This window comes from Pantoea sp. GW821-FHT03E06 (assembly GCF_059420725.1).
Genome location: NZ_JBWKUG010000001.1, coordinates 1813715 through 1837344, shown reverse-complemented (window position 1 = coordinate 1837344; position 23630 = coordinate 1813715). Strand labels below are relative to the sequence as shown.

Here is a 23630-nt window from a genome sequence, read left to right as displayed (position 1 = left end):
TATTGCTCTCCTTTACATCAGGCCACGGCGGCCGCTTGAGGGGTTTTCGGCATCGCCAGGCTCAGCGTCAGCTGCTCTGTGGCGGTATCGTGTGGCAATTCACCGGCAATTTCGCCTTCGCGCATCACCAGAATGCGGTCGGCCAGGCCCATCACCTCGGGCAGATCGCTGGAGGCAAACAGCACCGCAATCCCCTTCTTCGCCAGCTGATAAATCAGGTTGTAGATTTCGTGTTTGGCACCGACATCAATGCCGCGCGTCGGCTCATCCAGCAGAATCACGTTCATCTCTTCCGACAGCCAACGCCCCAGAATCGCCTTCTGCTGGTTGCCGCCGGAGAGGTTCATGATCAGCTGCTGTGGGCCGGGCGTTTTGATATTCAGCGAACGAATGTGGATGTCCGCGTTTTTCGCTTCCCAGCCCGGTTTAATCAGGCAGCCGGCGGTGAGATTGTGGCGACGCGCGCTGATGTTGATGTTATCGCGCACCGAATGCACCGGAATGATGCCTTCCGATTTGCGGTCTTCCGGGCACAGCATAATGCCGGCGCGGATCGCATCTATCGGCTGGCGAATATTGAGCTTTTTGCCATCCAGCGTCACCGTGCCGCCACGCAGTTTGGTGGCACCAAATAGCCCTTTCATTAGCTCGCTGCGTCCCGCGCCGACCAGACCAAACAGGCCAACAATTTCACCCGCACGCACCGTCAGCGAAATCGGCATACGCACGCCTTTCGCCTCAACATTGTCCAGCTGCAGCCGCACCGGCCCCAGCTCACGCGGCGCGTAACCATAAATATCCCCGAGATTGCGTCCCACCATCGCCTGTACCAGATCATCGTGATGGGTGTTTTTCATATCGGTGAATGTGCGCACGTAGCGGCCATCTTTGAACACGGTTATGGCATCGCTAAGGGCAAAAATCTCCTCCATGCGGTGCGAGACGTACAGCACGGTGCGACCCTGCTCGCGCAGCTGGCGGATCACGCGAAACAGATGGTCGATTTCGCGCGCTGACAGCGAACTGGTGGGTTCATCAAAAGCGATGATGCGTGCATTACGCGCCAGTGCTTTAGCGATTTCCACCATCTGCCACTGGCCCAGCGACAGGTATTTCAGCGGCATATCCGGGTCAATATTCATCCCCAGATTTTGCAGCTGTAACCCGGCTTCATAGCGCAGCAGTTTACGATTCACCAGCCCACGCTTGTGCGGCAGCTGGCCAAGATAGATGTTCTCGGCCACGCTCATTTCCGGCACCAGATGCAGCTCCTGGTAAATGATGGCAACGCCGGCATCCAGCGCATCCACCGTATTGTTGAAGCTCTTCGGCTGGCCTTTGATGCGAATTTCACCGCCGCTCGGCTGATAGCTGCCGCTGAGGATCTTTAACAATGTCGATTTACCGGCACCGTTTTCCCCCATCAGCGCGTGCACTTCACCGGCGCGGCAGCTGAATGAGATGTCCTGCAGCGCTTTTACGCCCGGGAAGGTCTTGCTAATGCCATGAAACGAAAGAAATTCAGAATCTAAGTTCATGGTTACTCCTCAGTCATTGGCCGAGGTGCGCATAAATGCGCACCCTACAAAACCGCATCGTAGGGTCGCCATTAATGGCGACCGCTGATGCTTACTTCAGCCCTTTCTTATCCAGTTCGGCTTTGAAGTTATCGCGGGTAATCAGCACCACATCGGTGACTTCGGTGAACTTCGGCGGTTCCTGATCCTTGGTGACCCAGTTGTAGAGCATTTCGCTGCTCTTATAACCGTGCACGTCCGGGCTTGGCAGCAGCGAGCCATAGAAACCGGTGGCGGACCCTTTCGACAGCTCACTCACCGCATCCACGCCATTGATGCCGATACCGATGACGTCCGGCGCTTTAAAGCCCTGACCTTCGGTGGCGCGCACGCCACCCAGCACGGTGTTATCGTTCATGCCGAGAACCAGCCAGTGTTTCACTTCCGGATGCTGCACCAGCAGCGAGTTACCGGCGTCAAACGCGCCTGGGATATCGTTAGATTTGGTCGGCACCTGATAGATCTGCTTTTCCGGGAAACCGGCGGCTTTCAGGGCGTCCATCGAACCGCTGGTACGACGACGCGCGGTGTCGAGCTCATTAGCCGTGATCGCCATCACGCCGGTCTCTTTCACATCCCAACCGCGTTTCTGCATCTCTTTGTAGAGTTCTTGTCCCTGGCGCTCACCAATTTTGGTCGCCGCCATCATCACTAACGGAACGGTATCCATTGGTTTGCCTTTGGCGGTGACGAACTGGTCGTCAACGGCAATCACTTTCAGACCATAACCGCGCGCTTTGGCGACAATCGCCGAACCCAGCTTAGGATCAGGCGTACAGATAACAAAGCCTTTCGCGCCGCTGGCGGCGAGGCTATCGATGGCGTTGAGGGTTTTCTCACCGTCAGGCACCGCAATTTTGATCACTTCAAAGCCAAGATCCTTGCCCGCTTTATCAGCGAATTTCCATTCGGTCTGGAACCAGGGTTCCTCCGGTTGCTTAACGAGAAAACCGAGCTTCATGGTCTCGGCAATAGCGGATTGTGACATAACCGCGGCGAGACCAACCGCCGCCAGCGCTTTAGTGAATTTATGCATGATGCTCTCCGGCACAATGGTGTTTTTGGCTGTTATTAACCAATCGGTGTAAACGCTACCAATCAAATTTACTTGTAGGGCAAGGCTGAAAATCAGTGCGTTAGCGCAACGGTTGTGCAAAGGCTGCGCAAACGCTGGGCTAGTTGTAGCGAGAATGGAAAGGAAAAATGTAGAGCGGTATCACATCCCAAAACGATGACAAAATCCTCCATATATTCAGCGAATTTAACCGGCCATTAACTTTTGCTATGGATCACACAACCTTACCGATGACAGAAAAGTGCATATTCTCAGCCGCTGGTGACTAACCGCTAATTGCCCCCCATTCCAGGATAGAGCCAGATAACTCACACAGGAGAATCCCAATGGGTGCTGGCACCATAACAATTGGGCTGGATTTTGGCAGTGACTCGGTGCGCGCGTTGGCCGTGGATTGCCACAGCGGTAAAGAGCTGGAAAAAGCCGTCGTGAACTACGCGCGCTGGGCCAGGGGGGAATTCTGCGATCCCCATAGCAACCGCTTTCGCCATCATCCGCAGGACTACATTGATGCGCTGGAACAGGCGATTGTGGCGGTGGTGAAGGCGTTAACACCGGAGCAGCGCGCTGCGGTTGTCGGCATCGGCGTCGATTCCACTGGTTCCACACCGGCACCGATCGATCGCGATGGCAACGTGCTGGCGCTGCGTCCTGAGTTCGCCAGCAATCCAAATGCGATGTTTGTGCTGTGGAAAGATCACACCGCGATTGAGGAAGCCGAAGAGATCAATCAGCTGTGTCGCAGCGGTCGTTTCAACGACTACACCCGCTATATTGGCGGCGTGTATTCGTCGGAGTGGTTCTGGGCCAAGATACTGCACGTGTCGCGCGCGGATGCTACGGTGCGAGATGCGGCAGTGTCTTGGGTGGAACTGTGTGATTGGGTTCCCGCGTTGTTGAGCGGCACCACCGCACCGGCGCAACTGCGCCGTGGGCGCTGTGCTGCCGGACACAAATCATTGTGGCATCCGGAATGGCAAGGCCTGCCGCCGGCTGACTTCTTCAACGCGCTCGATCCGATCCTGAGCGATAAGCTCGACTCCCCGCTCTTCACTGAAACCTGGACCGCCGATATCCCGGTCGGCACGCTGAGCCGCGAGTGGGCGCAGCGTCTCGGCTTATCCGAACAGGTGGTGTTGTCGGGTGGTGCTTTTGACTGCCATATGGGCGCGGTTGGTGCTGGCGCACAGCCTTATACGCTGGTGAAGGTGATTGGTACCTCAACCTGCGACATCTTAATTGCAGACAGCGACACCGTCGGCGACCGCGCCATTAAAGGCATTTGCGGCCAGGTGGATGGCAGCGTGGTGCCGGGCGCGATCGGCTGTGAAGCCGGTCAATCAGCATTTGGTGATATTTATGCCTGGTTCAGCCGCCTGCTGGGCTGGCCGTTGCAACAGGCCGCGCTGCAGCATCCGGAAATGCAGCCGCAGCTGGCCGCATTGCAAAAGGATCTGATCCACAATCTCACGGAAGCCTGGGCCGCTAATCCCCAGCTTAATCACCTGCCAGTGGTGCTGGACTGGTTCAACGGTCGTCGCACGCCGGATGCCAATCAGCGCTTAAAAGGTGTGATCACCGATCTCAATCTTGGTACCGATGCGCCTGCGCTGTTTGGTGGCCTTATCGCCGCCACCGCTTTTGGCGCGCGCGCCATTATGGAGTGTTTCGAGCAGCAGCAGATCCCGGTGCAGAGCATCCTGACGCTCGGCGGCATTGCACGCAAATCCCCCGCCATCATGCAGGCCTGCTGCGATGTAATGAACCGGCCGCTGGATATCGTTGCCTCTGACGAATGTTGCGCGCTGGGTGCCGCCATTTTTGCCGCCGTGGCTGCTGGCGTATATGCCGATGTACCTGCTGCGCAACAGGTAATGGCAAGTCCAATCGACGTGACGCTACAACCCAACGCCGAGCGCGTTGTGGTTTATCAGCGACTTTATCAACGTTATCAACACTGGTGCCAGGCCGCTGAACCGCAGTATGCCGCACGCACCGCATCCGCTCAGTAAAGGAGAGATTTAATGGAACAGCACAACGCACAACAGGTGTGGTTTGTTATTGGCACGCAGCACCTTTACGGCGCGGAAACCTTGCGTCAGGTGGAGCAACACGCTCGCCAGGTGATGGAAGGATTAAATCAGGCTGGAACCTTACCGGTGCCGCTGGTGCTGAAGCCGCTGGTGAAATCACCCGACGAAGCGCTGGCCTTATGCCGTGATGCTAATCACGACAATCAGTGCGTCGGCATCATTACCTGGCTGCACACCTTTTCTCCGGCCAAGATGTGGATTGGCGGCCTGAGCATCCTGAATAAGCCGCTGCTGCAATTCCATACCCAGTTCAACGCAGAAATTCCGTGGGACAGCATGGATATGGACTTTATGAACCTCAACCAAACCGCACACGGCGGCCGTGAATTCGGCTTTATCGGCGCGCGCATGGGTTTGCAGCACAGCGTGGTGACCGGCCACTGGCAGGATAAAACCAGCCAGCAGCGCATTGGACGCTGGATCAATGCTGCACTGGCGAAACAGGCCAGCCAGCAGCTGAAAGTGGCCCGCTTCGGTGACAACATGCGTGAAGTGGCGGTGACCGAAGGCGATAAAGTGGCGGCGCAGATTCAGTTCGGCTACTCGGTGAACGGCTGGGGCGTCGGTGATTTGGTCGAGGTGGTGAACAGCGTCAGCGATGGCGACGTCAACACGCTGATCGACGAATATGAGAGCCAATATCGCTTTAGCGAGGTGGCCGCCGTCAACGGGGATAAACGTCAAAACGTGCTGGATGCGGCGCGCATCGAACTGGGACTGAAGCGCTTCCTTGAAGCCGAAGGCTGCAAAGCCTTCACCACCAACTTTCAGACGTTGCATGGCATGACGCAGCTGCCGGGTTTAGCGGTGCAGCGCCTGATGGGCCAGGGCTATGGTTTTGCCGGTGAAGGCGACTGGAAAACTGCCGCGCTGCTGCGCATCCTCAAGGTACAAGCGGGCGCTCGTGCGGGCGGGACCTCCTTTATGGAGGATTACACCTATCACTTCTCACCGGGTAACGATTTGGTATTGGGCTCGCACATGCTGGAAGTGTGCCCGTCTATCGCCAAAGAGGAGAAGCCGCTGATTGATGTGCAGTTCCTCGGCATTGGCGCTAAAGCCGACCCGGCGCGCATGATTTTCTCTACGCCGGCAGGACGCGCGGTGAATGCCAGCGTGATCGATCTCGGCGATCGTTTCCGTTTGCTGGTGAATGTGGTGGATGCCATCGAACAGCCAAAACCGCTGCCGAAGCTGCCGGTGGCGCGTGCGCTGTGGCGTGCGCAGCCGTCGCTGGCCACCGCCTCCGAAGCCTGGATTCTGGCCGGCGGCGCGCACCACACGGTGTTTAGCCAGGCGCTGGATTTGGATGATATGTATCTTTACGGCGAGCTGAACGGCATTGAAGTCGTGGTGATTGATGAAGAAACGCGTTTGCCGGCCTTTAAAGATGCGCTGCGCTGGAACGAGGCGTATTACCGCTTAGCGCGTTGAAGTGAAATGGATTAACCAAGGCCGCGATGATTCGCGGCTTTTTTTATCGGTGTTGGTCGCCATGAATGGCGCCCCTACAAAAGTCGATCCGGAGTTCTGTAGGGTGCGCATTTATGCGCACCAGGTGTAAACAGCAATGAAATAGTCCACAAGGCCGGGAAAGGCCAGCCCGAAGAGCAAAGCGTCCGAGCCAGGGATGGCGAGGCCGATCTGCATGGATGCAGGGTTTCTTTGCGATCGGGCTGGCCTTTTCTGGCCGAAGCACCCAATCCCACAGCCACAAAGCAAACCAAGTGGCCATAAATGGCCACCCTACGAAAGTGAGCAAGACGAACAGCAGAATGGCGATGGCGGCATCAAGCCCATCCCAACATTGCGCAATAAATTGCGCCGCTACGACCGGGCAGAAAGTTTAATTTTACTGCCCATAGCAGCAATGAGATTGTCCACAAGGCCTTTCCTGGCCGGAGCACCCAATCCCACAGCCACAAGGCAAACCAGGTGGCCATAAATGGCCACCCTACGATGTTTCAGAAACAATGGGGTTTAGTACTTAAGAGATTAAACGCTTAACCGGCGCGTTCTGCTGGCGATCCCACATCACGGTCAGCAGACGTTGCAGCGCGATAAAAGCGAACAGCAGAATGCCGATGGCGATCTTCGTCCACCACGAACTCAGGGTGCCGTCAAAGTTAATCCAGGTCTGAATCAATCCCTGAATTAACACGCCGAATAGCGTGCCCAACACCGTGCCCACGCCGCCAGACAGCAAGGTGCCGCCAATCACTACCGAGGCAATGGCATCCAACTCGACGCCTAATCCCGCTAACGCATAACCCGCCGAGGTATAGATAGAGAACACAATGCCCGCCAGCGTCGCCAGCGTGGTCGATAACATATAAATCTTAATGGTGGTCGCGCGGGTTGAAACGCCCATCAGCTGCGCCGAGGTCAGGCTGCCGCCAATTGCGTACACCTGATTACCAAAGCGCGTGCGGTGCGCCAAAATAATGCCGCCGCTCACCACTATCAGCATAATCACCGCCAGCAAACTGAGTCGGCCGCCGCCCGGTATCTTCCATGCCAAACTCGACAGCGTGGTATAGAGCGGATGGTCGATAGGAATCGAATTCTCCGACACCAGATAGCTACAGCCGCGCAGGAAAAACATCCCCGCCAGCGTAATGATAAAGGCCGGGATTTTCAGCGCATCAATCAGCCAGCCCATCATCGCGCCAAACAGCGCGCCCATCGCCAATACCAATGCAAACGCCAGCAGCGGATCGACATGGTAATCGCCAATCACCCGCGCCAGGAACACGCCGCTAAAGGCAATCACCGCGCCCACCGACAAATCAATGCCGCCGGACAAAATCACGAAGGTCATCCCCACGGCAATAATCCCGAGGAAGGCGTTATCAGTGAGGATGTTGCAAATCACGCGCGTCGAGGCGAAACCGGGAAATTGACTGAGGCAGAATAGATAACCCGCGACAAACACCAGCAGCGTGATCATTAAAGGCAGATGACGTTTAATCATTTCGGGCGTCTCCGTTTCAACATGGCAATAAAGCGAGGCGACTGCAGCAACAGCACGCACATCACCACCACCGCTTTCACCACCTGATTGAGTTCAGGCTGGAAGCCGGACAGTAGAATGCCGGTGTTCATTGATTGGATAATCAGCGCACCAATCAGCGACAGCACCAGATTAAACCGTCCACCCATCAGCGAGGCGCCGCCAATTACCACCGCCAGAATCGCATCCAGCTCCAGCCACAAACCGGCGTTATTAGCATCGGCACCGCGAATATCCGCCGCGACAATCATCCCCGCAACTGCCGCACACACGCCGCTGATAACATAGGTTGACATCACCACCAGCCAGCCATTGACGCCCGCATTACGTGCCGCGCGCAGATTGATGCCCACCGCTTCGATAAACAGCCCAAGTGCGGTTTTGCGCGTCAGCAGCCATACCAGCAACGCCACCAGCAGCGTAATCCACACCGGCACCGGCAGTAGCCACAGCGAACCGCTGCCGAACCACGCCAGGCTATCGCTATTAAAGGTGACAATTTGACCTTGGGTAATCAGCTGCGCCACACCGCGCCCCGCCACCATCAAAATCAGCGTGGCAACAAACGGCTGAATTTTGAGGAGCGCCACCAGTACGCCATTCCACAAACCACACGCCAGACCCGTGCCGAGCGTGGCCAGAATAATAAAGGGCAGACTGTGTCCCGCGACGGTTAAGGTTGCCGCCGTGGCCCCGGCTATCGCCATCACTGCGCCCACGGACAAATCGATGCCGCCGGTGGCAATCACCAGCGTCATGCCAATGGCCAACAGCGCAACCGGCGCAGCACGATTGAGGATATCAATCGGACTGCCGAACAGGCGCCCGTCCTGTATATGGATGGCAAAAAAGTTATTCGCCACCAGACTATCCACCAGCAGCACCAGAATCAGCGCAATAATCTGCGGCATCCCAGGCGGCAGCTTCGGCTTACGCCGTACGGGTTTTTCATGTGTCATAGGGGATTCAAGCATGTTGTGCTCCTCCATCGGCGATGGCGTTGACGATGGATGCCACCGACAGCTGTTCTAGCGGGATTTCAGCCACCTGCTTCAAATCACGCATGATCAATACGCGATCGGCGTAGCCCACCAGCTCTTCGAGTTCAGAGGAGATAACCAGTAGCGCCAGTCCGTCGGCACATAAGGTTTCAATTAAGCGAATGATCTCGGCGTGCGCGCCCACATCAATGCCGCGCGTCGGCTCGTCGAGGATCAGGAATTGGGGTTTGGTTACCAGCCAGCGCGACAGCAGCACTTTCTGCTGATTGCCGCCGGACAGCAGCTCAACCGGCTGATCGGCATGCGGCGTGCGAATGCCCAGACTTTTAATAAAGCGTTCGGCAATCTCCTGCTGCTCACGGCGTTTGAGTGGCCGTAGCCAGCCGCGCTGCGCCTGCAGCGCCAGAATGATATTTTCGCGTACCGAGGCAGCGCCGATAATGCCGTCAGTTTTACGATCTTCCGGGCAGAAGCCCATGCCGAGGCGGGATGCTTTCGCCGGTGTACGAATGTTTTGCACCTTGCCTTTAATGGTCGCGGTGCCGCGATCGGCGCGGCGAATGCCAAACAGTACTTCCGCCGTTTCGGTACGACCTGAACCCAGCAAACCGGCCAGACCCACCACTTCGCCGGGCCGCACCTGCAAATTGAACGGTTCGATGGTGCCCTTCTTGCCATAATCTTCAAACGAAACGATTGGCTGGTTGCTGCGCAGCGTACTGCCCTGACGCTGTAAGGCGGTTTCCAGCAGCTCGCGGCCCAGCATCAGTTTGATCAGTTCAATCTGCGGCAGCGTGGCGGTATCCCGGGTAGCAATAAACTGCCCGTTGCGCAGCACGGTGATGCGATCGGTTATGCGGTAAACCTGGTCGAGAAAATGGGTGACAAAAATCAGACTCATTCCTTTGGCTTTAAGCTGCGCCATCAGGGTAAACAGCATTTCAACTTCGCTGGCGTCAAGGCTGGCGGTTGGCTCATCCAGAATCAAAACCTGCGCAGAGAGATCCACCGCGCGACAAATCGCAATGATTTGCTGCATCGCTACCGAGTAGTGGCCGAGTGGGCGCGTCACATCGAGCGCAAAACCGTAATTGTGCATTAACGTATCCGCATCACGTACCATGCGTTTACGGTCGATCATGCCAAAACGGCGCGGTTCACGGCCAATATATAAATTATCCGCCACCGACATGTTCGGCAGCAGATTCACTTCCTGGTAAACGGTGCCGATGCCCATTTCCTGCGCATCGGCGGTATTGTGTGGCGTAATCGCCTTGCCATTGAGCGTGACTGTGCCGGCATCACGCGTATAGACGCCGGTCAGCACTTTGATCAGCGTGGATTTGCCCGCGCCGTTTTCGCCCAGCAATGCCATGATCTCGCCTTTGCGAATGCTGAACGAAACATTATCCAGCGCTTTCACGCCGGGAAAACCTTTGCTGACGCCGCTGATGGTCAGCAGTGCGGTTTCATCGGAGGTGCTCATCAGGTTCTACCTCGCCTTACGTCATCAAAAACCGCCCCGCAGGGCGGTTGCGGGGATCAGTAACCCATGCCTTTTTTGGTATCGAGCTGCGCCTGCGCGGAGTCGGGCAGATACAGTTTCGATTCGGTTTTGATGATTTTTGGCGGCAGCGTGCCGTCTTTCTTGAATTTCTCCAGGGCGTCAAAGGCCGGCCCCGCCATGTTTGGCGTTAACTCCACGTTGGCATTGGCTTCACCAGCCAACATCGCTTTATAGATATCCGGTACGCCATCAATTGAGCCGGTAAGGATATCTTTGCCTGGCTTCAGGCCCGCTTCTTTAATCGCCTGAATGGCACCGATGGCCATGTCATCGTTATGTGCGTAAACCATGCAGATGTTTTTGCCGTTGTTTTCCGCCTTGATAAAACTCTCCATCACCTCTTTACCTTTACTGCGGGTAAAGTCTCCCGACTGCGAGCGAATTACTTTGATGTTGTTATGGCCGGCGATGGCTTCGGCAAAGCCTTTCTTACGGTCAATCGCCACGCTGGCACCAACCGTGCCTTGCAGCTCAACGACATTACATTTTTTGTCAGCAACGGTTTTTACCAGCCAGTCGCCAATCAACTTGCCTTCCAGCACGTTGTCCGCGGTGACCACCGCCATGTAGAGGGACTTGTCTTTCACCACGATAGCGCGGTCTAACAGGAACACCGGGATCTTGGCGTCTTTCGCTTCTTCGAGCACCGGTTCCCATCCCGTTTGCACCACGGGCGCAATGAAGATGGCATCGACACCCTGTGCAATGAAGGAGCGTACCGCTTTGATCTGGTTCTCCTGCTTCTGCTGACCATCAGCGATTTTCAAGGTGATACCGCGCTTCTGCGCTTCACTTTTCGCCACGTTGGTTTCCGCTGAACGCCAGCCAGATTCCGAGCCAACCTGTGAGAAGCCCACCGTCATATCAGCGGCAAGCACCGACGTACTCAGTGCCGAGCTCACCATGGCGGTTAAGAGTAAACGTTTCCACATAATTTCATTCCTCTGAAGGGAGTGTGCTGTAGGGGTACAAAACGCGAATTAAGCCTGGCCTAAAAGCGCGTAAACAAGCGCGACATACCTCACAAATCAGAGTGAATTAAAGGAGTTACGCGAATGGGTATAACTTATAAAGTCTAATCGTTATGGACAAAACGATTGGTGCTTAACGCTTCTGTCGTTAAATAAATGTAATAAACAGAATCGGTTATGCAGCAAAGTACTGGAAACGATTACAGCGAATACGTAAAGAATGGTTGTGGGCAGAACCCGCGAGGAATTATGAGATTTGTGATTATTCGCACAGATTGTGAATGACAGTTTCATTGCGTGTTCATGATTTTGCCAACCTGCTCGGAATAAATAACGGATTACCCGGCGACAATAGAGGAAAATACTATTATAGAGACGCACAAATAGCGGCCTTGATTAACACGCCAAATATGGTGAGTTTTTCTCACAACCCCGGGTATCGCGCGTTTTAATTTGCCTGATATCGCGCAATAAATGCGCGTTAAAAAAGTTAAAAAGTCACAAAAGTGTCCTTTCATGAGCGAATTAGCGCATGTTGTCTGAATTTTGTATTTTTTTATAAGCAGCGTATGGACTCTGGCCGCCCGCTCCCTATACTTGGGCACTTCCGAGTACTTTATTTTTAAATGGCAATCATGACTGCATTAGATTACCTGCTGAAATTCCGTAAGGTGAATAATCTCGATAGTCTGGAAAAGCTCTATGACCATCTCAATTATTCGCTGACTGATGATAATGAGATCATCAATATGTATCGTGCGGCTGACCATCGACGTGCCGAATTGGTTTCAGGCGGTCGTTTGTACGATCTTGGACGCGTGCCTAAAACTGTATGGCGCTACGTGATCTAATTGATTCCCCCTCTCTTTATCTGCGCTTTTGCGTTGTCCAGGTCGGGCGTGTCCCGTTTGGACATGATACGCTCTGCATCGCCCTCTTTTCGCAAACAGGATCTTTGAGATGATCAAACAAGTGAATCCGCCACGTATTGCTGGCTGGCTGCTGCTGCCGCTGGCGTGGCTGATTATGACCATGCTCACCAGTGCGCTTGTCGTGGCGATGTATTTGAGCCCGCTATTTAATACCGAATTGCGTACGACGCTGTTTTCACACGGCGGCACGCTGCTGACGCAATGGTCCATTTCGTTGCTCACCGCTGCTGTCGTCTGGCTTTACAGCATTTGGGTGTGCTGGATTTTCTGTAAACGTTCGCAACGTTTACCCCGCCATTACATCCTGTGGTTGCTGATGACCGTGCTGCTGGCGCTAAAAACCTTCGCATTTACTCCGGTTGCGGACAGTAAAGCGATTCAGACATTGCTGTTGTCGCTGCTGGCTGCGGCAGTGTTTGTGCCCTATTTCAAACGCTCGCAACGCGTAAAACAGACGTTTATCCAGCCCGAATGACGCCAGTTTCGTCAGCAATTTAATTCTGAGTGCTCTCAACGACCACACAAACGGCGTGAAGGTTGAGATGCACCTCTCAATTCCGGATAATAGACGCCTTTCGGCTTCCCAGGTTAAAAAATGACCGATTATTTACTTCTCTTTATTGGCACCGTGCTGGTGAACAACTTCGTGTTGGTCAAATTCCTCGGCCTTTGCCCATTTATGGGCGTGTCAAAAAAACTGGAAACGGCCATTGGCATGGGACTTGCCACCACTTTCGTGATCACGCTGGCGGCGATCTGCGCCTGGCTGGTGAATCATCTGATCCTGGTACCGCTCGATCTGGTTTATCTGCGTACCATGGCCTACATCCTGGTCATCGCGGTAGTGGTGCAGTTCACCGAAATGGTGGTGCGTAAAACCAGTCCGTCGCTCTATCGTTTACTGGGCATCTTCCTGCCGCTGATCACCACCAACTGTGCGGTGCTGGGTGTGCCGCTGCTGAGCGTCAACCTGAACCACACTTTCCTGCAGGCCGCGCTGTATGGCTTCAGTGCTTCACTCGGCTTCTCGCTGGTGATGGTGTTATTCGCCGGCATGCGCGAACGTTTAGTGCTGGCTAACGTCCCTGCACCGTTCAAAGGCAATTCGATCGCGCTGATCACTGCAGGTTTGATGGCGCTGGCCTTCATGGGCTTCACCGGGCTGGTGAAATTCTAATGACCGCGATTTGGATTGCTATTGCGGTACTCGCGGCGCTGAGCCTGGTGTTTGGCGCCCTGCTCGGTTACGCCTCGCGTCGCTTCGAGGTGGAAGAAGATCCGATTGTTGAGCAGATTGATGCCATTCTGCCGCAGAGCCAGTGTGGTCAGTGCGGCTATCCCGGCTGCCGCCCGTACGCGGATGCGGTGGGTAATAACGGCGAAGCAATCAATAAATGTGCGCCCGGTGGCGAGCAAACCATGCTCAAGCTGGCATCGCTGCTCAACGTTGAACCACAACCGCTGGACGGCGGTGCCGAGGTACTGGAGCCGATCCGTACCGTGGCGTGGATCGATGAAGCGAACTGCATTGGCTGCACCAAATGTATTCAGGCTTGCCCGGTTGATGCCATTGTAGGCGCCACGCGCGCTATGCATACGGTGCTGAGCGACGTCTGCACCGGCTGCGACCTCTGCGTTGCGCCTTGCCCAACCGACTGTATTGAGATGCGCCCGGTTGCCACCACCACGGCCAACTGGAAGTGGAATCTCGACACCATTCCTGTACGGGTGATCCCGGTAGAAACCCATGCTTAATTTGTTCAACCTGTTCCGCAAAGAGAAACTGTGGGATTTTCAGGGCGGCATCCATCCGCCGGAAATGAAAACCCAGTCAAACGGTACGCCGCTCAGCCAGCTACCGCTGCCTGAACGCTTTATTATTCCGTTGAAACAGCATATTGGCCATGAAGGCGAAATTTGTGTCACACCCGGTGACAAGGTGCTGCGCGGGCAGCCGCTGACGTTTGGCGGCGGACGCATGTTGCCGGTGCACGCGCCGACCTCCGGCACCATCGAAGCTATTGCGCCACATATGACGGCGCATCCTTCCGGTTTATCGGAGCTGTGCATTTTCCTGCGCGCCGATGGCGAAGACCGCTGGACCACGCTCGATCCGCAGCCCGATTATCGCGCGCTCTCACGTGAAGACGTCGTTAAGCGTATCCACGATGCCGGTATTGCTGGTCTGGGCGGTGCGGGCTTCCCCACCGCCACCAAACTGCGCGGCGGCCTGCGCGGCGTCAAAACGCTGATCATCAATGCTGCAGAGTGCGAGCCGTATATTACCGCCGACGATCGCTTAATGCAGGATTGCGCCGCAGAAGTGCTGGAAGGTTGTCGAATTCTCGCCTGGGTACTGCAGGCTGAGCGGGTGTTGATCGGCATAGAAGATAATAAACCAGAGGCGATTGCCGCGCTGAAAAAGGCCTTAGGCGGCGATCGTGAACTGCAAATTCGCGTCATCCCCACCAAATATCCGTCCGGCGGCGCCAAACAGCTCACGCAAATTCTGACCGGACTCGAAGTCCCGCACGGCGGACGATCCACCGATATCGGTGTACTGATGCAGAACGTGGGCACCGCCTGGGCGGTGAAGCGCGCCATCGTTGATGGTGAACCGATTACCGAACGCGTGGTAACGCTGACCGGTGAAGCGCTGGCACGCCCGCGCAATGTGTGGGGACGGCTTGGTACGCCGGTTAGCCACCTGCTGCAGCACGCAGGCTTTACGCCAGGATCACGTCAGATGGTGGTCATGGGCGGTCCGTTGATGGGCTTTACTCTGCCATCGCTGGATGTGCCGCTGGTGAAGATCTCCAACTGCATTCTGGCCCCTTCCGCCAGCGAAATGGGCAACGATCAGGAAGAACAATCCTGCATTCGCTGCAGTGCCTGCGCCGATGCCTGCCCGGCCAAGCTGCTGCCTCAGCAGCTGTTTTGGTATAGCCAGGGCGGCGATCACGACAAAGCCCGCGCGCACCATATCGATGACTGCATTGAGTGTGGCGCCTGCGCCTATGTTTGCCCAAGTAACATTCCGCTGGTGCAATATTATCGCCAGGAGAAAGCTGAACTGCGCGCTATCGACCTCGAGGCGCAGCGCACCGCCGAAGCGAAGGCCCGTTTTGAAGCGCGGCAGATGCGTTTAGAACGTGAAAAACAGGCGCGTGAAGCCCGCCATGAGCAGGCTAAACAGCGCGTGGCGAGTAGCGATCAGGGTGAACGCGATGCTGCCGTGGCACGCATTAAAGCACGTCAGGAAAAAACGCCGGAACAAGATGCCGCCGAACGCGAAGCACGTCACGCTCAGGCCTTAGCCCAGCAGGCCGAGAAACAAGCCGAAACTCAGGCGCTGAGCCGACAAGCTGTTGATCCGCGCAAAGCTGCGGTTGAAGCGGCGATTGCGCGCGCTAAAGCCAAAAAAGTCGGAGCGCAACCAGCTGAGATAGCGCCGGCCGCGGAGGCAGAAGTCGATCCGCGTAAAGCCGCAGTTGAAGCGGCGATTGCCCGCGCTAAGGCTAAAAAGGCCGCCGCCGCGCCACCGGCCGAAGCCACACCGGCGGCTGAACCGGAAGTCGATCCGCGCAAAGCCGCGGTTGAAGCGGCGATTGCCCGCGCTAAGGCTAAAAAGGCCGCCGCCGCGCAACCGGCCGAAGTCGCACCGGCGGCTGAACCCGAAGTCGATCCACGCAAAGCCGCAGTTGAAGCGGCGATTGCCCGCGCTAAAGCCAAAAAGGCGGCGGCTTCTGCCGCGCAGCCGTCAGAAGTATCAACACCGCCTGAAGTGGAGGCTGCTGCCTCTCCTGACCCCGCCGACCCACGTAAAGCGGCGATTGCCGCTGCGGTCGCCCGTGCCAAAGCGCGTAAAGCGCAGCAGCAGCCTTCGACGACTGAGGAATAAATGGCTTTTCGTATTGCAAGTTCTCCTTATACCCACAACCGCCGCAGCACCGGCAATATCATGCTGTTGGTGGTACTCGCCGCGCTGCCGGGCATGGCTGCACAGTGGTATTTCTTTGGCATTGGATTCCTGATTCAGGTTTTGCTGGCCATCGCCACCGCATGGGCAACCGAAGGGGCGATTCTGCGCCTGCGCAAAGCTCCGGTGGTGCCAACCCTGTCTGATAACTCTGCTCTGCTTACCGCGCTGCTGTTGGGTATCAGCCTGCCGCCGCTCGCGCCGTGGTGGTTGGTGGTGTTAGGCACGATTTTCGCCATCGTTATCGCCAAACAGCTGTACGGCGGCTTGGGGCAAAACCCGTTCAACCCAGCCATGGTTGGTTACGTGGTGCTGCTGATCTCCTTCCCGGTGCAGATGACCAGCTGGCTGCCGCCTGATAGCTTACAGGCCATCAAGCCCGGTCTGATGGATTCGCTCAGCATGATCTTCACCCACCACACGCTGGCCGGTGAGACCATGCAGCAGCTGCAGCTCGGCGCTGATGGGGTTAGCCAGGCGACACCGCTGGATACGTTCAAAACCGGTCTGCGTGCCGGACACAGCGCCGAACAGCTGCTGGCCGAGCCAATCTATACCGGCGTGTTAGCCGGCCTGGGCTGGCAGTGGATTAATCTCGGTTATTTATTGGGTGGCGTATTGCTGCTGGCAAAAAATGCCATTCGCTGGCATATCCCGGTAAGTTTCCTGGTTTCGCTGGCGTTCTGCGCCACGCTCGGCTGGCTGTTCGCGCCGGAATCGCTGAATTCACCGCTGATTCACCTGTTCTCCGGCGCCACCATGCTGGGTGCGTTCTTTATTGCTACCGATCCGGTAACGGCATCGACCACTAATCGCGGACGCCTGGTTTACGGCGCGCTGATTGGCCTGCTGGTGTGGCTGATTCGTAGCTTTGGCGGCTATCCGGACGGCGTCGCTTTCGCTGTATTGCTGGCTAACATTTGTGTGCCGCTGATTGATTACTACACCCAGCCGCGCGTTTACGGCCATCGCAAGGATTGAAGATGATCGAGGCTATTCGTAAAAATGCGGTAACGCTGGCAGCTTTTGCTGTGATTACCACCGGCGTGACGGCGGTGGTTAACTATGTCACGAAACCCACGGTAGAACATCAAACTGCACTGCAACAGAAAAATCTGTTAGATCAGGTGGTGCCGACCGATCTGTACGACAATCACATCCAGCAAGAGTGTTTTCTGGTGACTGATGCCGTGGCGCTCGGTAATGATAAGCCGCACCATCTCTATATCGCGCGTAAAGGCGACCAACCGGTGGCGGCGGCGCTTGAGACCACCGCGCCAGATGGCTATTCTGGGGCGATTCAGATGTTAGTCGGTGCCGATTTCCATGGCAAAGTGCTGGGCGTGCGCGTTGTTGAGCATCATGAAACGCCGGGGCTCGGCGATAAAATCGAACTGCGTATTTCCGACTGGATCAACAGCTTTAACGGCAAGGTGATCCACGGTGCAGATGATAAAAGTTTTGCGGTGAAAAAAGACGGCGGTGAATTCGACCAATTTACCGGCGCAACCATTACGCCTCGCGCCGTGGTGAATGCCACTAAGCGCACCGCGCTGCTAATTGAAACACTGCCAGCGAAGCTCGCTTCGTTGCCTGAATGTGGAGATGCAAATGAGTGAAGCCAAAAATTTACTGGTCGGCGGACTGTGGAAAAATAACTCTGCGCTGGTCCAGCTGCTCGGCCTGTGTCCGCTGCTGGCGGTCACCTCTACCGCCACAAACGCCTTAGGCCTGGGTTTGGCAACTACGCTGGTGCTGACCATCACCAACAGCGCAATTTCAGCCTCGCGCCGCTGGGTGCCTGCGGAAATCCGTATTCCTATTTATGTCATGATCATTGCGTCAGTGGTGAGCTGCGTGCAGATGCTGATCAATGCCTATGCATACGGTTTGTATCAGTCGCTCGGCATCTTCATCCCGCTCATCGTCACCAACTGCATCGTGGTGGGCCGCGCCGAAGCGGTTGCGTCAAAAAGCAGCATTCCATTGTCCGCGCTGGATGGCTTTGCCATCGGCATGGGCGCCACCTGCGCGATGGTGACGCTGGGGTCGATTCGCGAACTGATTGGCAGCGGCACGCTGTTTAACGGAGCGGATCAGCTGCTAGGCCCGTGGGCCAAAGCGCTGCGCATTGAAGTCGTCCATTTTGATTCACCGATGCTACTGGCGATGCTGCCGCCGGGCGCCTTTATCGGCCTTGGCATGTTGTTGGCGGGTAAATACCTGATCGATCAGAAGATGAAACAGCGCGCGGCCCTTCGCGCCGCAGCACCAGACGTAGAGCCGCAGGGCGCAGCCGGGAAAGTGGTGTGAATAAAGAGAAACGTCACCAGATTTTGACGCGCCTGCGCGATGAGAATCCGCATCCAACCACCGAACTGAACTTCAGCTCGCCGTTTGAATTGCTGATCGCGGTACTGCTTTCCGCACAGGCGACAGACGTGAGCGTCAATAAAGCCACCGCTAAGCTCTATCCGGTGGCGAACACGCCGGCGGCCATATTGACGTTGGGCGTCGATGGCGTGAAGGAATACATCAAAACCATCGGCCTGTTTAATAGCAAAGCCGAAAACGTCATCAAGACCTGCCGCATTTTGCTGGAGCAACACGCTGGCGAAGTGCCGGAAGATCGCGCGGCGCTGGAAGCGTTGCCGGGCGTGGGCCGCAAAACCGCCAACGTGGTGCTTAATACCGCGTTCGGCTGGCCGACCATTGCCGTTGACACCCATATTTTCCGCGTCAGCAATCGCACCCGTTTTGCCCCCGGCAAGAATGTCGAGGAAGTGGAAGATAAGCTGCTCAAAGTGGTACCAGCCGCGTTTAAGGTTGATTGTCATCACTGGCTAATTTTGCATGGCCGCTATACCTGCGTGGCGCGTAAACCGCGCTGCGGATCCTGCCTGATCGAAGATTTGTGTGAGTTCGACGCCAAAACCGACCTGTGACACGCTGCCGATAGCCACGCAAAATCGTGCGCTGGTTGCAAGCGTTAGGCATTGCTTCCTTGCTCGAAAACCAGCGTGCAGACATCGCCATCGCCGCGCGGCACTGCGATATCGTGTTTGATGCGGTCGGCGGGGACATCGGGCAATCGATTTGGCAAGCGCTGCCCACGGCGGCTGTTTGAGGCGCTTTGGCCGCTGTTACGTGTCAGTGATTGCGGTGAGGTAGAGATTTTCCCGCTGGCACAATGGCGCGAGGCGATCCACTGCTATCATCAATCGGGCCGGGATCGTAAGCCGTTGTTACAGCTATTGTAATAACGGTCGCCATGAATGGCGTAATGCCGCTCACTTAAGCAAAAAAATGCCTGTTTATGCAGGTGCGCATGAATGCGCACCCTACGAAAACCCGGCGATATTCACGTAGGGTCACCATTCATGGTGACCGATTCACGCTTAACTGACGAGCATTACGCCATGAATGGCGACCTTACGGCTGCTTTACGCGATTGTCGTCAGGTGTAGGTTTAGCCTGCGGCGGCCTGCAGCCAGGCGACCACCAGCGGCGATAACCGATTTTGTAGCGCCGCCCGCTCAGACTGGAATAACGTGGCGACGAAGAACGGGTGATCGGTTAACTCAATGCCGCGCACGTCGCCTTCAAGATCCCAGGAAGTCACCCGTAGATTTTGTGTCGCCAGTGCATCACTGAATTCCGCATTAACGCCAAAGTTGCAGTGATAGCCTTCATCACTCTGCAGGGCGCCATAAGCACGCGCAATGCGTGAGTCTGGCTGGAAGCTAACGGTACCGCGCTGTTCCACCAGCGAACAGGCCAGCGGCGCAATCACCCAGCGGCCAGCAGGATCGGTTTCGGCATGCGAGGCATCTGCCCAGCCCAGCACATTACGCGCGTACTCCACGATGGCATACTGGAAGCCCCCGCAAGATCCCAGAAAAGGCTTTCCGCTTTCACGCACCCAACGCAGCGCGGCAAACACGCCTTCATCATTAAGATAAGGACTTCCCGGCACCAGCCAAATCGCATGGTAGTCGGCGAGGTTATGCTGCTCGAGTTCAGGCGTGGCAATCCAGTTTGCGTTGACGTTCAGGGAAAGGGCTTGTGCGGCAAGTTGTATAGCGGGAGGAATAGCCTGATGTGCTACGGCATTTGCACGGTAATCGCCAATCAGGGCGACACGAATCGACTGCGTCATGATTACGTCCTTTCAGGGAAAAAAGGAGGTTACAGCAAAGTTGCCACGCTGTCTAAATAGCAAAACCGGTTTCATTTTCTGCCTTTCGTTTCCACGCATTGCGTTTAAAGCAGCATCTTTATGCGGTATAAACCGCCTTAAGGTGAGGAAATATTCGACAATCGCCAGCGGCGCAAACGTTTACTTCTTTTGCCGATTTAATTAATTCGTGGTTTTGTGCGCAGGATCAATTAATTAGCGTTCTGGAATCTTTTGACTGCTTAATATGCTCATCAATCAATCTATTGTGCTTACATTGTGAGCATAGACAATAAAATAATTGGTATAAATTACGTACTTTAGCGTTATATTCCAAAAAACAGCGCAGAAGCAGTTTATATCAGGAAAAAGCGCTTCCAGATCTCCATTTAGCATCTTTCTCCTGATATAATACCGCACAGCAAGATTTAACACTGATTTACAACTTTGTATAACGGCATTAACCCTACCTATAGCAAGTATTTCAGCGTGCAGAAAATGCTTGCCCTGATGGACTGATTCAGCCAAATTAGTCGCCGTTTTTCCTTTCTAATAACAATGTTGCGCGGGATTACCCAGCCCGACGCAGACTTAATTCCTGTCGCAAAACAGGCTATGTATAAACTGAGGTACATGTGTCAACTGCAAACAAACACACTGAAGGGGCGCCAAGCCTCAACGCTTTTAAGCAACCCAAAGCGTTTTATCTGATCTTCTCCATCGAGCTATGGGAACGTTTTGGCTACTACGGCCTACAGGCCATTATGGCGGTTTACCTGGTGAAGCAGCTGGGGATGTCCGAAGCGGACTCCATTACGCTGTTTACCTCGTTTAGCGCGCTGGTTTACGGTTTAGTCGCCATTGGCGGCTGGCTCGGTGATAAAGTGCTGGGCACCAAACGTGTGATCGTGCTGGGCGTTATTGTACTGGCGCTGGGCTACGCACTGATCGCTTTCTCCGGCCATGACACCTCAATGGTCTATATCGGCATGGCGACCATCGCCGTCGGTAGCGGCTTGTTCAAAGCGAACCCCTCCTCCCTGCTTTCGACCTGCTATGAGAAAGATGATGCGCGCCTCGACGGTGCTTTCACCATGTTCTACATGTCGATCAACATTGGTTCGCTGTTCTCCATGATGCTGACACCGTGGCTGGCGGCAAAATATGGCTGGGGCGCGGCGTTCTCGCTCTCCGTGGTGGGTCTGGTCATCACTCTGCTGAACTTCCTGTTCTGCCAGCGTCTGGTGAAGAATTACGGCTCCAAGCCTGATTTTGCTCCCTTGCAGATGGGTAAATTACTGATGACGCTGGTCGGCGTAGTGGCGTTGGTTGCGCTGGCGGCCTGGCTGCTGCATCACCAGAGCATCGCACGCATGACGCTGGGCGTGATTGCCGCGGGTATCGTAGTGATCTTCGCTAAAGAAGCCTTTGCTCTCAAGGGCGCTGCACGTCGTAAGATGATTGTCGCCTTCCTGCTGATGGTTGAAGCGATTGTGTTCTTCGTGCTCTATATGCAGATGCCAACCTCACTCAACTTCTTTGCTATCCGCAACGTTGAACACGCGATTCTTGGTATCACTTTTGAGCCAGAGCAGTTCCAGGCGCTGAACCCGTTCTGGATTATGCTGGCGAGTCCGATTCTGGCCGCGGTGTATAACAAGCTGGGTGACAAAATGCCGATGCCGCACAAATTTGCCATCGGTATGGTGCTGTGTTCAGGTGCTTTCCTGGTGCTGCCGTTTGGTGCCAAATTTGCCAATGACGCCGGGATCGTCTCTGTTAACTGGTTGATTATTAGCTACGCCCTGCAGAGTATTGGCGAGCTGATGATTTCCGGCCTGGGCCTGGCGATGGTGGCGCAGCTGGTCCCTCAGCGTCTGATGGGCTTTATCATGGGTTCATGGTTCCTGACTACCGCCGGTGCCGCGATGATTGCCGGTAAAGTCGCTAATCTGATGGCAGTGCCCGAAAACGTAACCGACCCGCACGCTTCGCTGGCCGTTTACAGCCAGGTATTCCAGCAGATTGGTATCGCCACCGGCGCAATCGCTCTTCTGATGTTGATCACTGCGCCGCTGCTTAATCGCATGACACAGGATGATGAACAAACTGAACTGAAACGCGCTAACGCGAATCAGTAAAATCAGAGCCGGGCATGTCCCGGCTTTTTTTCACCCACTCTCTCATCTTCCCATTGTTCGCATCCCCTTTAACGTTTTCTGCCGTCAACGCTTCGCTTTTCACTCACTTAACTTCATCATGACAGCTCACGGTTACCAGACGGGAACAATCATGGATAGGTTTGATGAGCTAGAGGTATTTGTTGCTGTCATTCAGCAAGGCAGCCTGGCGGGTGCCGCGCGTCTATTACAGCGATCGCCACCGGTTATTACCCGTACGCTGAATACGCTCGAAGCGCGTCTTGCAACGACCTTGATTGAGCGCACCACGCGCCAGTTGGCACCAACGGAAGCCGGCTGGCAGCTGTTTGAACAGGCACAACGTTTGCTAAGTGACTATCAGCGTGCCGTGGACAGCGCTCATCATAGTGGCCTGCACGGCCTGCTGCGGGTAACGGCGCCGGTGCAGTTCGGTCGCCGGCACGTTATGCCCTTAGTCAACGCCTTCTTGCAGCGGCATGCGGAAATGCAGATTGAAGTGGTGCTGAGCGACAGTTATCAGGATCTGATCGAAAACGCTCTGGATATCGCCCTGCGAATCGGCGAGCTGCAAGACTCCTCGATGGTGGCGCGTCAGGTTGGCAGCGTACGTTCAACGCTGGTTGCTAGTCCTGAGTATCTAACACGAGCTGGAACGCCAACGCATCCCACTGAGCTCGCGCAACATGCCATCGTGACGAGCCTGCGTCATACGCGTGAATGGCGTTTCGCCCAGGATTTGCGGGTGCGTATTGCGCCGCGTCTACGTGTAAATGATGTGGAGAGCCAACTGGAGGCCCTGCGTAGCGGCCAGGGTATCGGTCGTTTATTGTCGTATCAGGTTATTGACGATATCCATGATGGTAAGCTTTTGCATTTACTGCCTGAGTGGGAACCCGCACCGTTGCCGGTACAGTTGGTGACACAACGTGTTAAAAATATGACGCCCAAAGTCCGGCATTTTTGGGATTTTGCGCTCGAAAAGCTGCCGTTACTGCCCTGCTTTGCTGAATAAAAGCTGAAGGATAACCGCAAATCCTGAACGCGATCATTGGTAAAAATAGCGGGCAGACTTATGCTACCTCG

The 23630-nt window shown here is 55.4% G+C and carries 21 protein-coding genes; 14 read left to right on the top strand and 7 right to left on the bottom strand.

Annotated features, from left to right (window positions below):
- Positions 1-17 precede the first annotated feature (17 nt).
- Both araG and AC07WB_RS08570 read right to left on the bottom strand, forming a co-directional pair.
- Complete coding sequence (araG, locus tag AC07WB_RS08575) at positions 18-1538, bottom strand: L-arabinose ABC transporter ATP-binding protein AraG (protein ID WP_097094057.1); 1521 nt, start codon at positions 1536-1538, stop codon at positions 18-20.
- A gap of 91 nt (positions 1539-1629) precedes the next feature.
- Complete coding sequence (locus AC07WB_RS08570) at positions 1630-2613, bottom strand: arabinose ABC transporter substrate-binding protein (RefSeq protein WP_494940316.1); 984 nt, start codon at positions 2611-2613, stop codon at positions 1630-1632.
- A 365-nt stretch (positions 2614-2978) separates the two neighbouring features.
- Between AC07WB_RS08570 and AC07WB_RS08565 the strand changes: the two genes are divergently transcribed.
- Positions 2979-4664, top strand: coding sequence for a ribulokinase (locus AC07WB_RS08565; protein WP_494940315.1), 1686 nt, complete (start codon positions 2979-2981; stop codon positions 4662-4664).
- Between the two features lie 12 nt (positions 4665-4676).
- Positions 4677-6179, top strand: coding sequence for an L-arabinose isomerase (araA, locus tag AC07WB_RS08560; protein WP_097094060.1), 1503 nt, complete (start codon positions 4677-4679; stop codon positions 6177-6179).
- 553 nt (positions 6180-6732) lie between these two features.
- On the opposite strand, the gene yjfF is transcribed toward araA, so the two are convergent.
- The 4 genes from yjfF to ytfQ are packed head-to-tail and all read right to left on the bottom strand — an operon-like array spanning position 6733 to position 11258.
- Entirely contained in the window at positions 6733-7719 is a 987-nt protein-coding gene (yjfF, locus tag AC07WB_RS08555) for a galactofuranose ABC transporter, permease protein YjfF (RefSeq protein ID WP_494940314.1), read from the bottom strand.
- The gene (gene ytfT, locus AC07WB_RS08550) at positions 7716-8732 is read right to left on the bottom strand and encodes a galactofuranose ABC transporter, ATP-binding protein YtfT (protein ID WP_097094062.1); all 1017 of its coding nucleotides are present in this window, start codon (positions 8730-8732) and stop codon (positions 7716-7718) included. The genes yjfF and ytfT overlap by 4 nt, the downstream gene beginning before the upstream one ends.
- A complete protein-coding gene (locus AC07WB_RS08545) occupies positions 8725-10245 on the bottom strand; it encodes a sugar ABC transporter ATP-binding protein (protein WP_494940313.1) in 1521 nt (506 codons plus the stop codon). Before AC07WB_RS08545 ends, ytfT begins: the two co-directional genes overlap by 8 nt.
- Before the next feature lie 56 nt (positions 10246-10301).
- Complete coding sequence (gene ytfQ, locus AC07WB_RS08540) at positions 10302-11258, bottom strand: galactofuranose ABC transporter, galactofuranose-binding protein YtfQ (RefSeq protein WP_097094064.1); 957 nt, start codon at positions 11256-11258, stop codon at positions 10302-10304.
- A gap of 674 nt (positions 11259-11932) precedes the next feature.
- On the opposite strand from ytfQ, the gene ydgT reads away from it, so the two are divergent.
- From ydgT to AC07WB_RS08490, 10 genes are all read left to right on the top strand, one after another.
- Entirely contained in the window at positions 11933-12148 is a 216-nt protein-coding gene (gene ydgT / locus AC07WB_RS08535; RefSeq protein ID WP_097094065.1) for a transcription modulator YdgT, read from the top strand.
- Positions 12149-12257: 109 nt separating this feature from the next.
- Complete coding sequence (locus AC07WB_RS08530; RefSeq protein ID WP_345826795.1) at positions 12258-12704, top strand: DUF2569 domain-containing protein; 447 nt, start codon at positions 12258-12260, stop codon at positions 12702-12704.
- A gap of 120 nt (positions 12705-12824) precedes the next feature.
- Positions 12825-13406 (top strand): electron transport complex subunit RsxA, encoded by a 582-nt coding sequence (gene rsxA / locus AC07WB_RS08525; protein WP_007893776.1) that lies wholly within the window; start codon positions 12825-12827, stop codon positions 13404-13406.
- Positions 13406-13984, top strand: coding sequence for an electron transport complex subunit RsxB (gene rsxB, locus AC07WB_RS08520; protein WP_097094067.1), 579 nt, complete (start codon positions 13406-13408; stop codon positions 13982-13984). The genes rsxA and rsxB overlap by 1 nt, the downstream gene beginning before the upstream one ends.
- Positions 13977-16130: an electron transport complex subunit RsxC gene (gene rsxC / locus AC07WB_RS08515; RefSeq protein ID WP_494940312.1), complete on the top strand. Its 2154-nt coding sequence runs from the start codon at positions 13977-13979 to the stop codon at positions 16128-16130. Before rsxB ends, rsxC begins: the two co-directional genes overlap by 8 nt.
- Positions 16131-17189 (top strand): electron transport complex subunit RsxD, encoded by a 1059-nt coding sequence (gene rsxD / locus AC07WB_RS08510; RefSeq protein WP_097094069.1) that lies wholly within the window; start codon positions 16131-16133, stop codon positions 17187-17189.
- A 2-nt stretch (positions 17190-17191) separates the two neighbouring features.
- Entirely contained in the window at positions 17192-17827 is a 636-nt protein-coding gene (gene rsxG, locus AC07WB_RS08505) for an electron transport complex subunit RsxG (protein WP_494940311.1), read from the top strand.
- The gene (locus AC07WB_RS08500) at positions 17820-18521 is read left to right on the top strand and encodes an electron transport complex subunit E (protein ID WP_097094071.1); all 702 of its coding nucleotides are present in this window, start codon (positions 17820-17822) and stop codon (positions 18519-18521) included. Before rsxG ends, AC07WB_RS08500 begins: the two co-directional genes overlap by 8 nt.
- Entirely contained in the window at positions 18518-19153 is a 636-nt protein-coding gene (gene nth / locus AC07WB_RS08495) for an endonuclease III (RefSeq protein WP_400455608.1), read from the top strand. Before AC07WB_RS08500 ends, nth begins: the two co-directional genes overlap by 4 nt.
- A gap of 26 nt (positions 19154-19179) precedes the next feature.
- Entirely contained in the window at positions 19180-19335 is a 156-nt protein-coding gene (locus tag AC07WB_RS08490; protein ID WP_494940310.1) for a hypothetical protein, read from the top strand.
- Between the two features lie 342 nt (positions 19336-19677).
- Here the strand turns inward: AC07WB_RS08490 and AC07WB_RS08485 are convergent, their stop codons facing one another.
- The gene (locus tag AC07WB_RS08485; RefSeq protein ID WP_097094073.1) at positions 19678-20367 is read right to left on the bottom strand and encodes a CTP synthase C-terminal region-related (seleno)protein; all 690 of its coding nucleotides are present in this window, start codon (positions 20365-20367) and stop codon (positions 19678-19680) included.
- Between the two features lie 653 nt (positions 20368-21020).
- Between AC07WB_RS08485 and dtpA the strand changes: the two genes are divergently transcribed.
- Positions 21021-22526: a dipeptide/tripeptide permease DtpA gene (gene dtpA, locus AC07WB_RS08480; protein WP_345826802.1), complete on the top strand. Its 1506-nt coding sequence runs from the start codon at positions 21021-21023 to the stop codon at positions 22524-22526.
- Between the two features lie 151 nt (positions 22527-22677).
- A complete protein-coding gene (locus AC07WB_RS08475; protein ID WP_345826803.1) occupies positions 22678-23559 on the top strand; it encodes a LysR family transcriptional regulator in 882 nt (293 codons plus the stop codon).
- Positions 23560-23630: the final 71 nt, after the last annotated feature.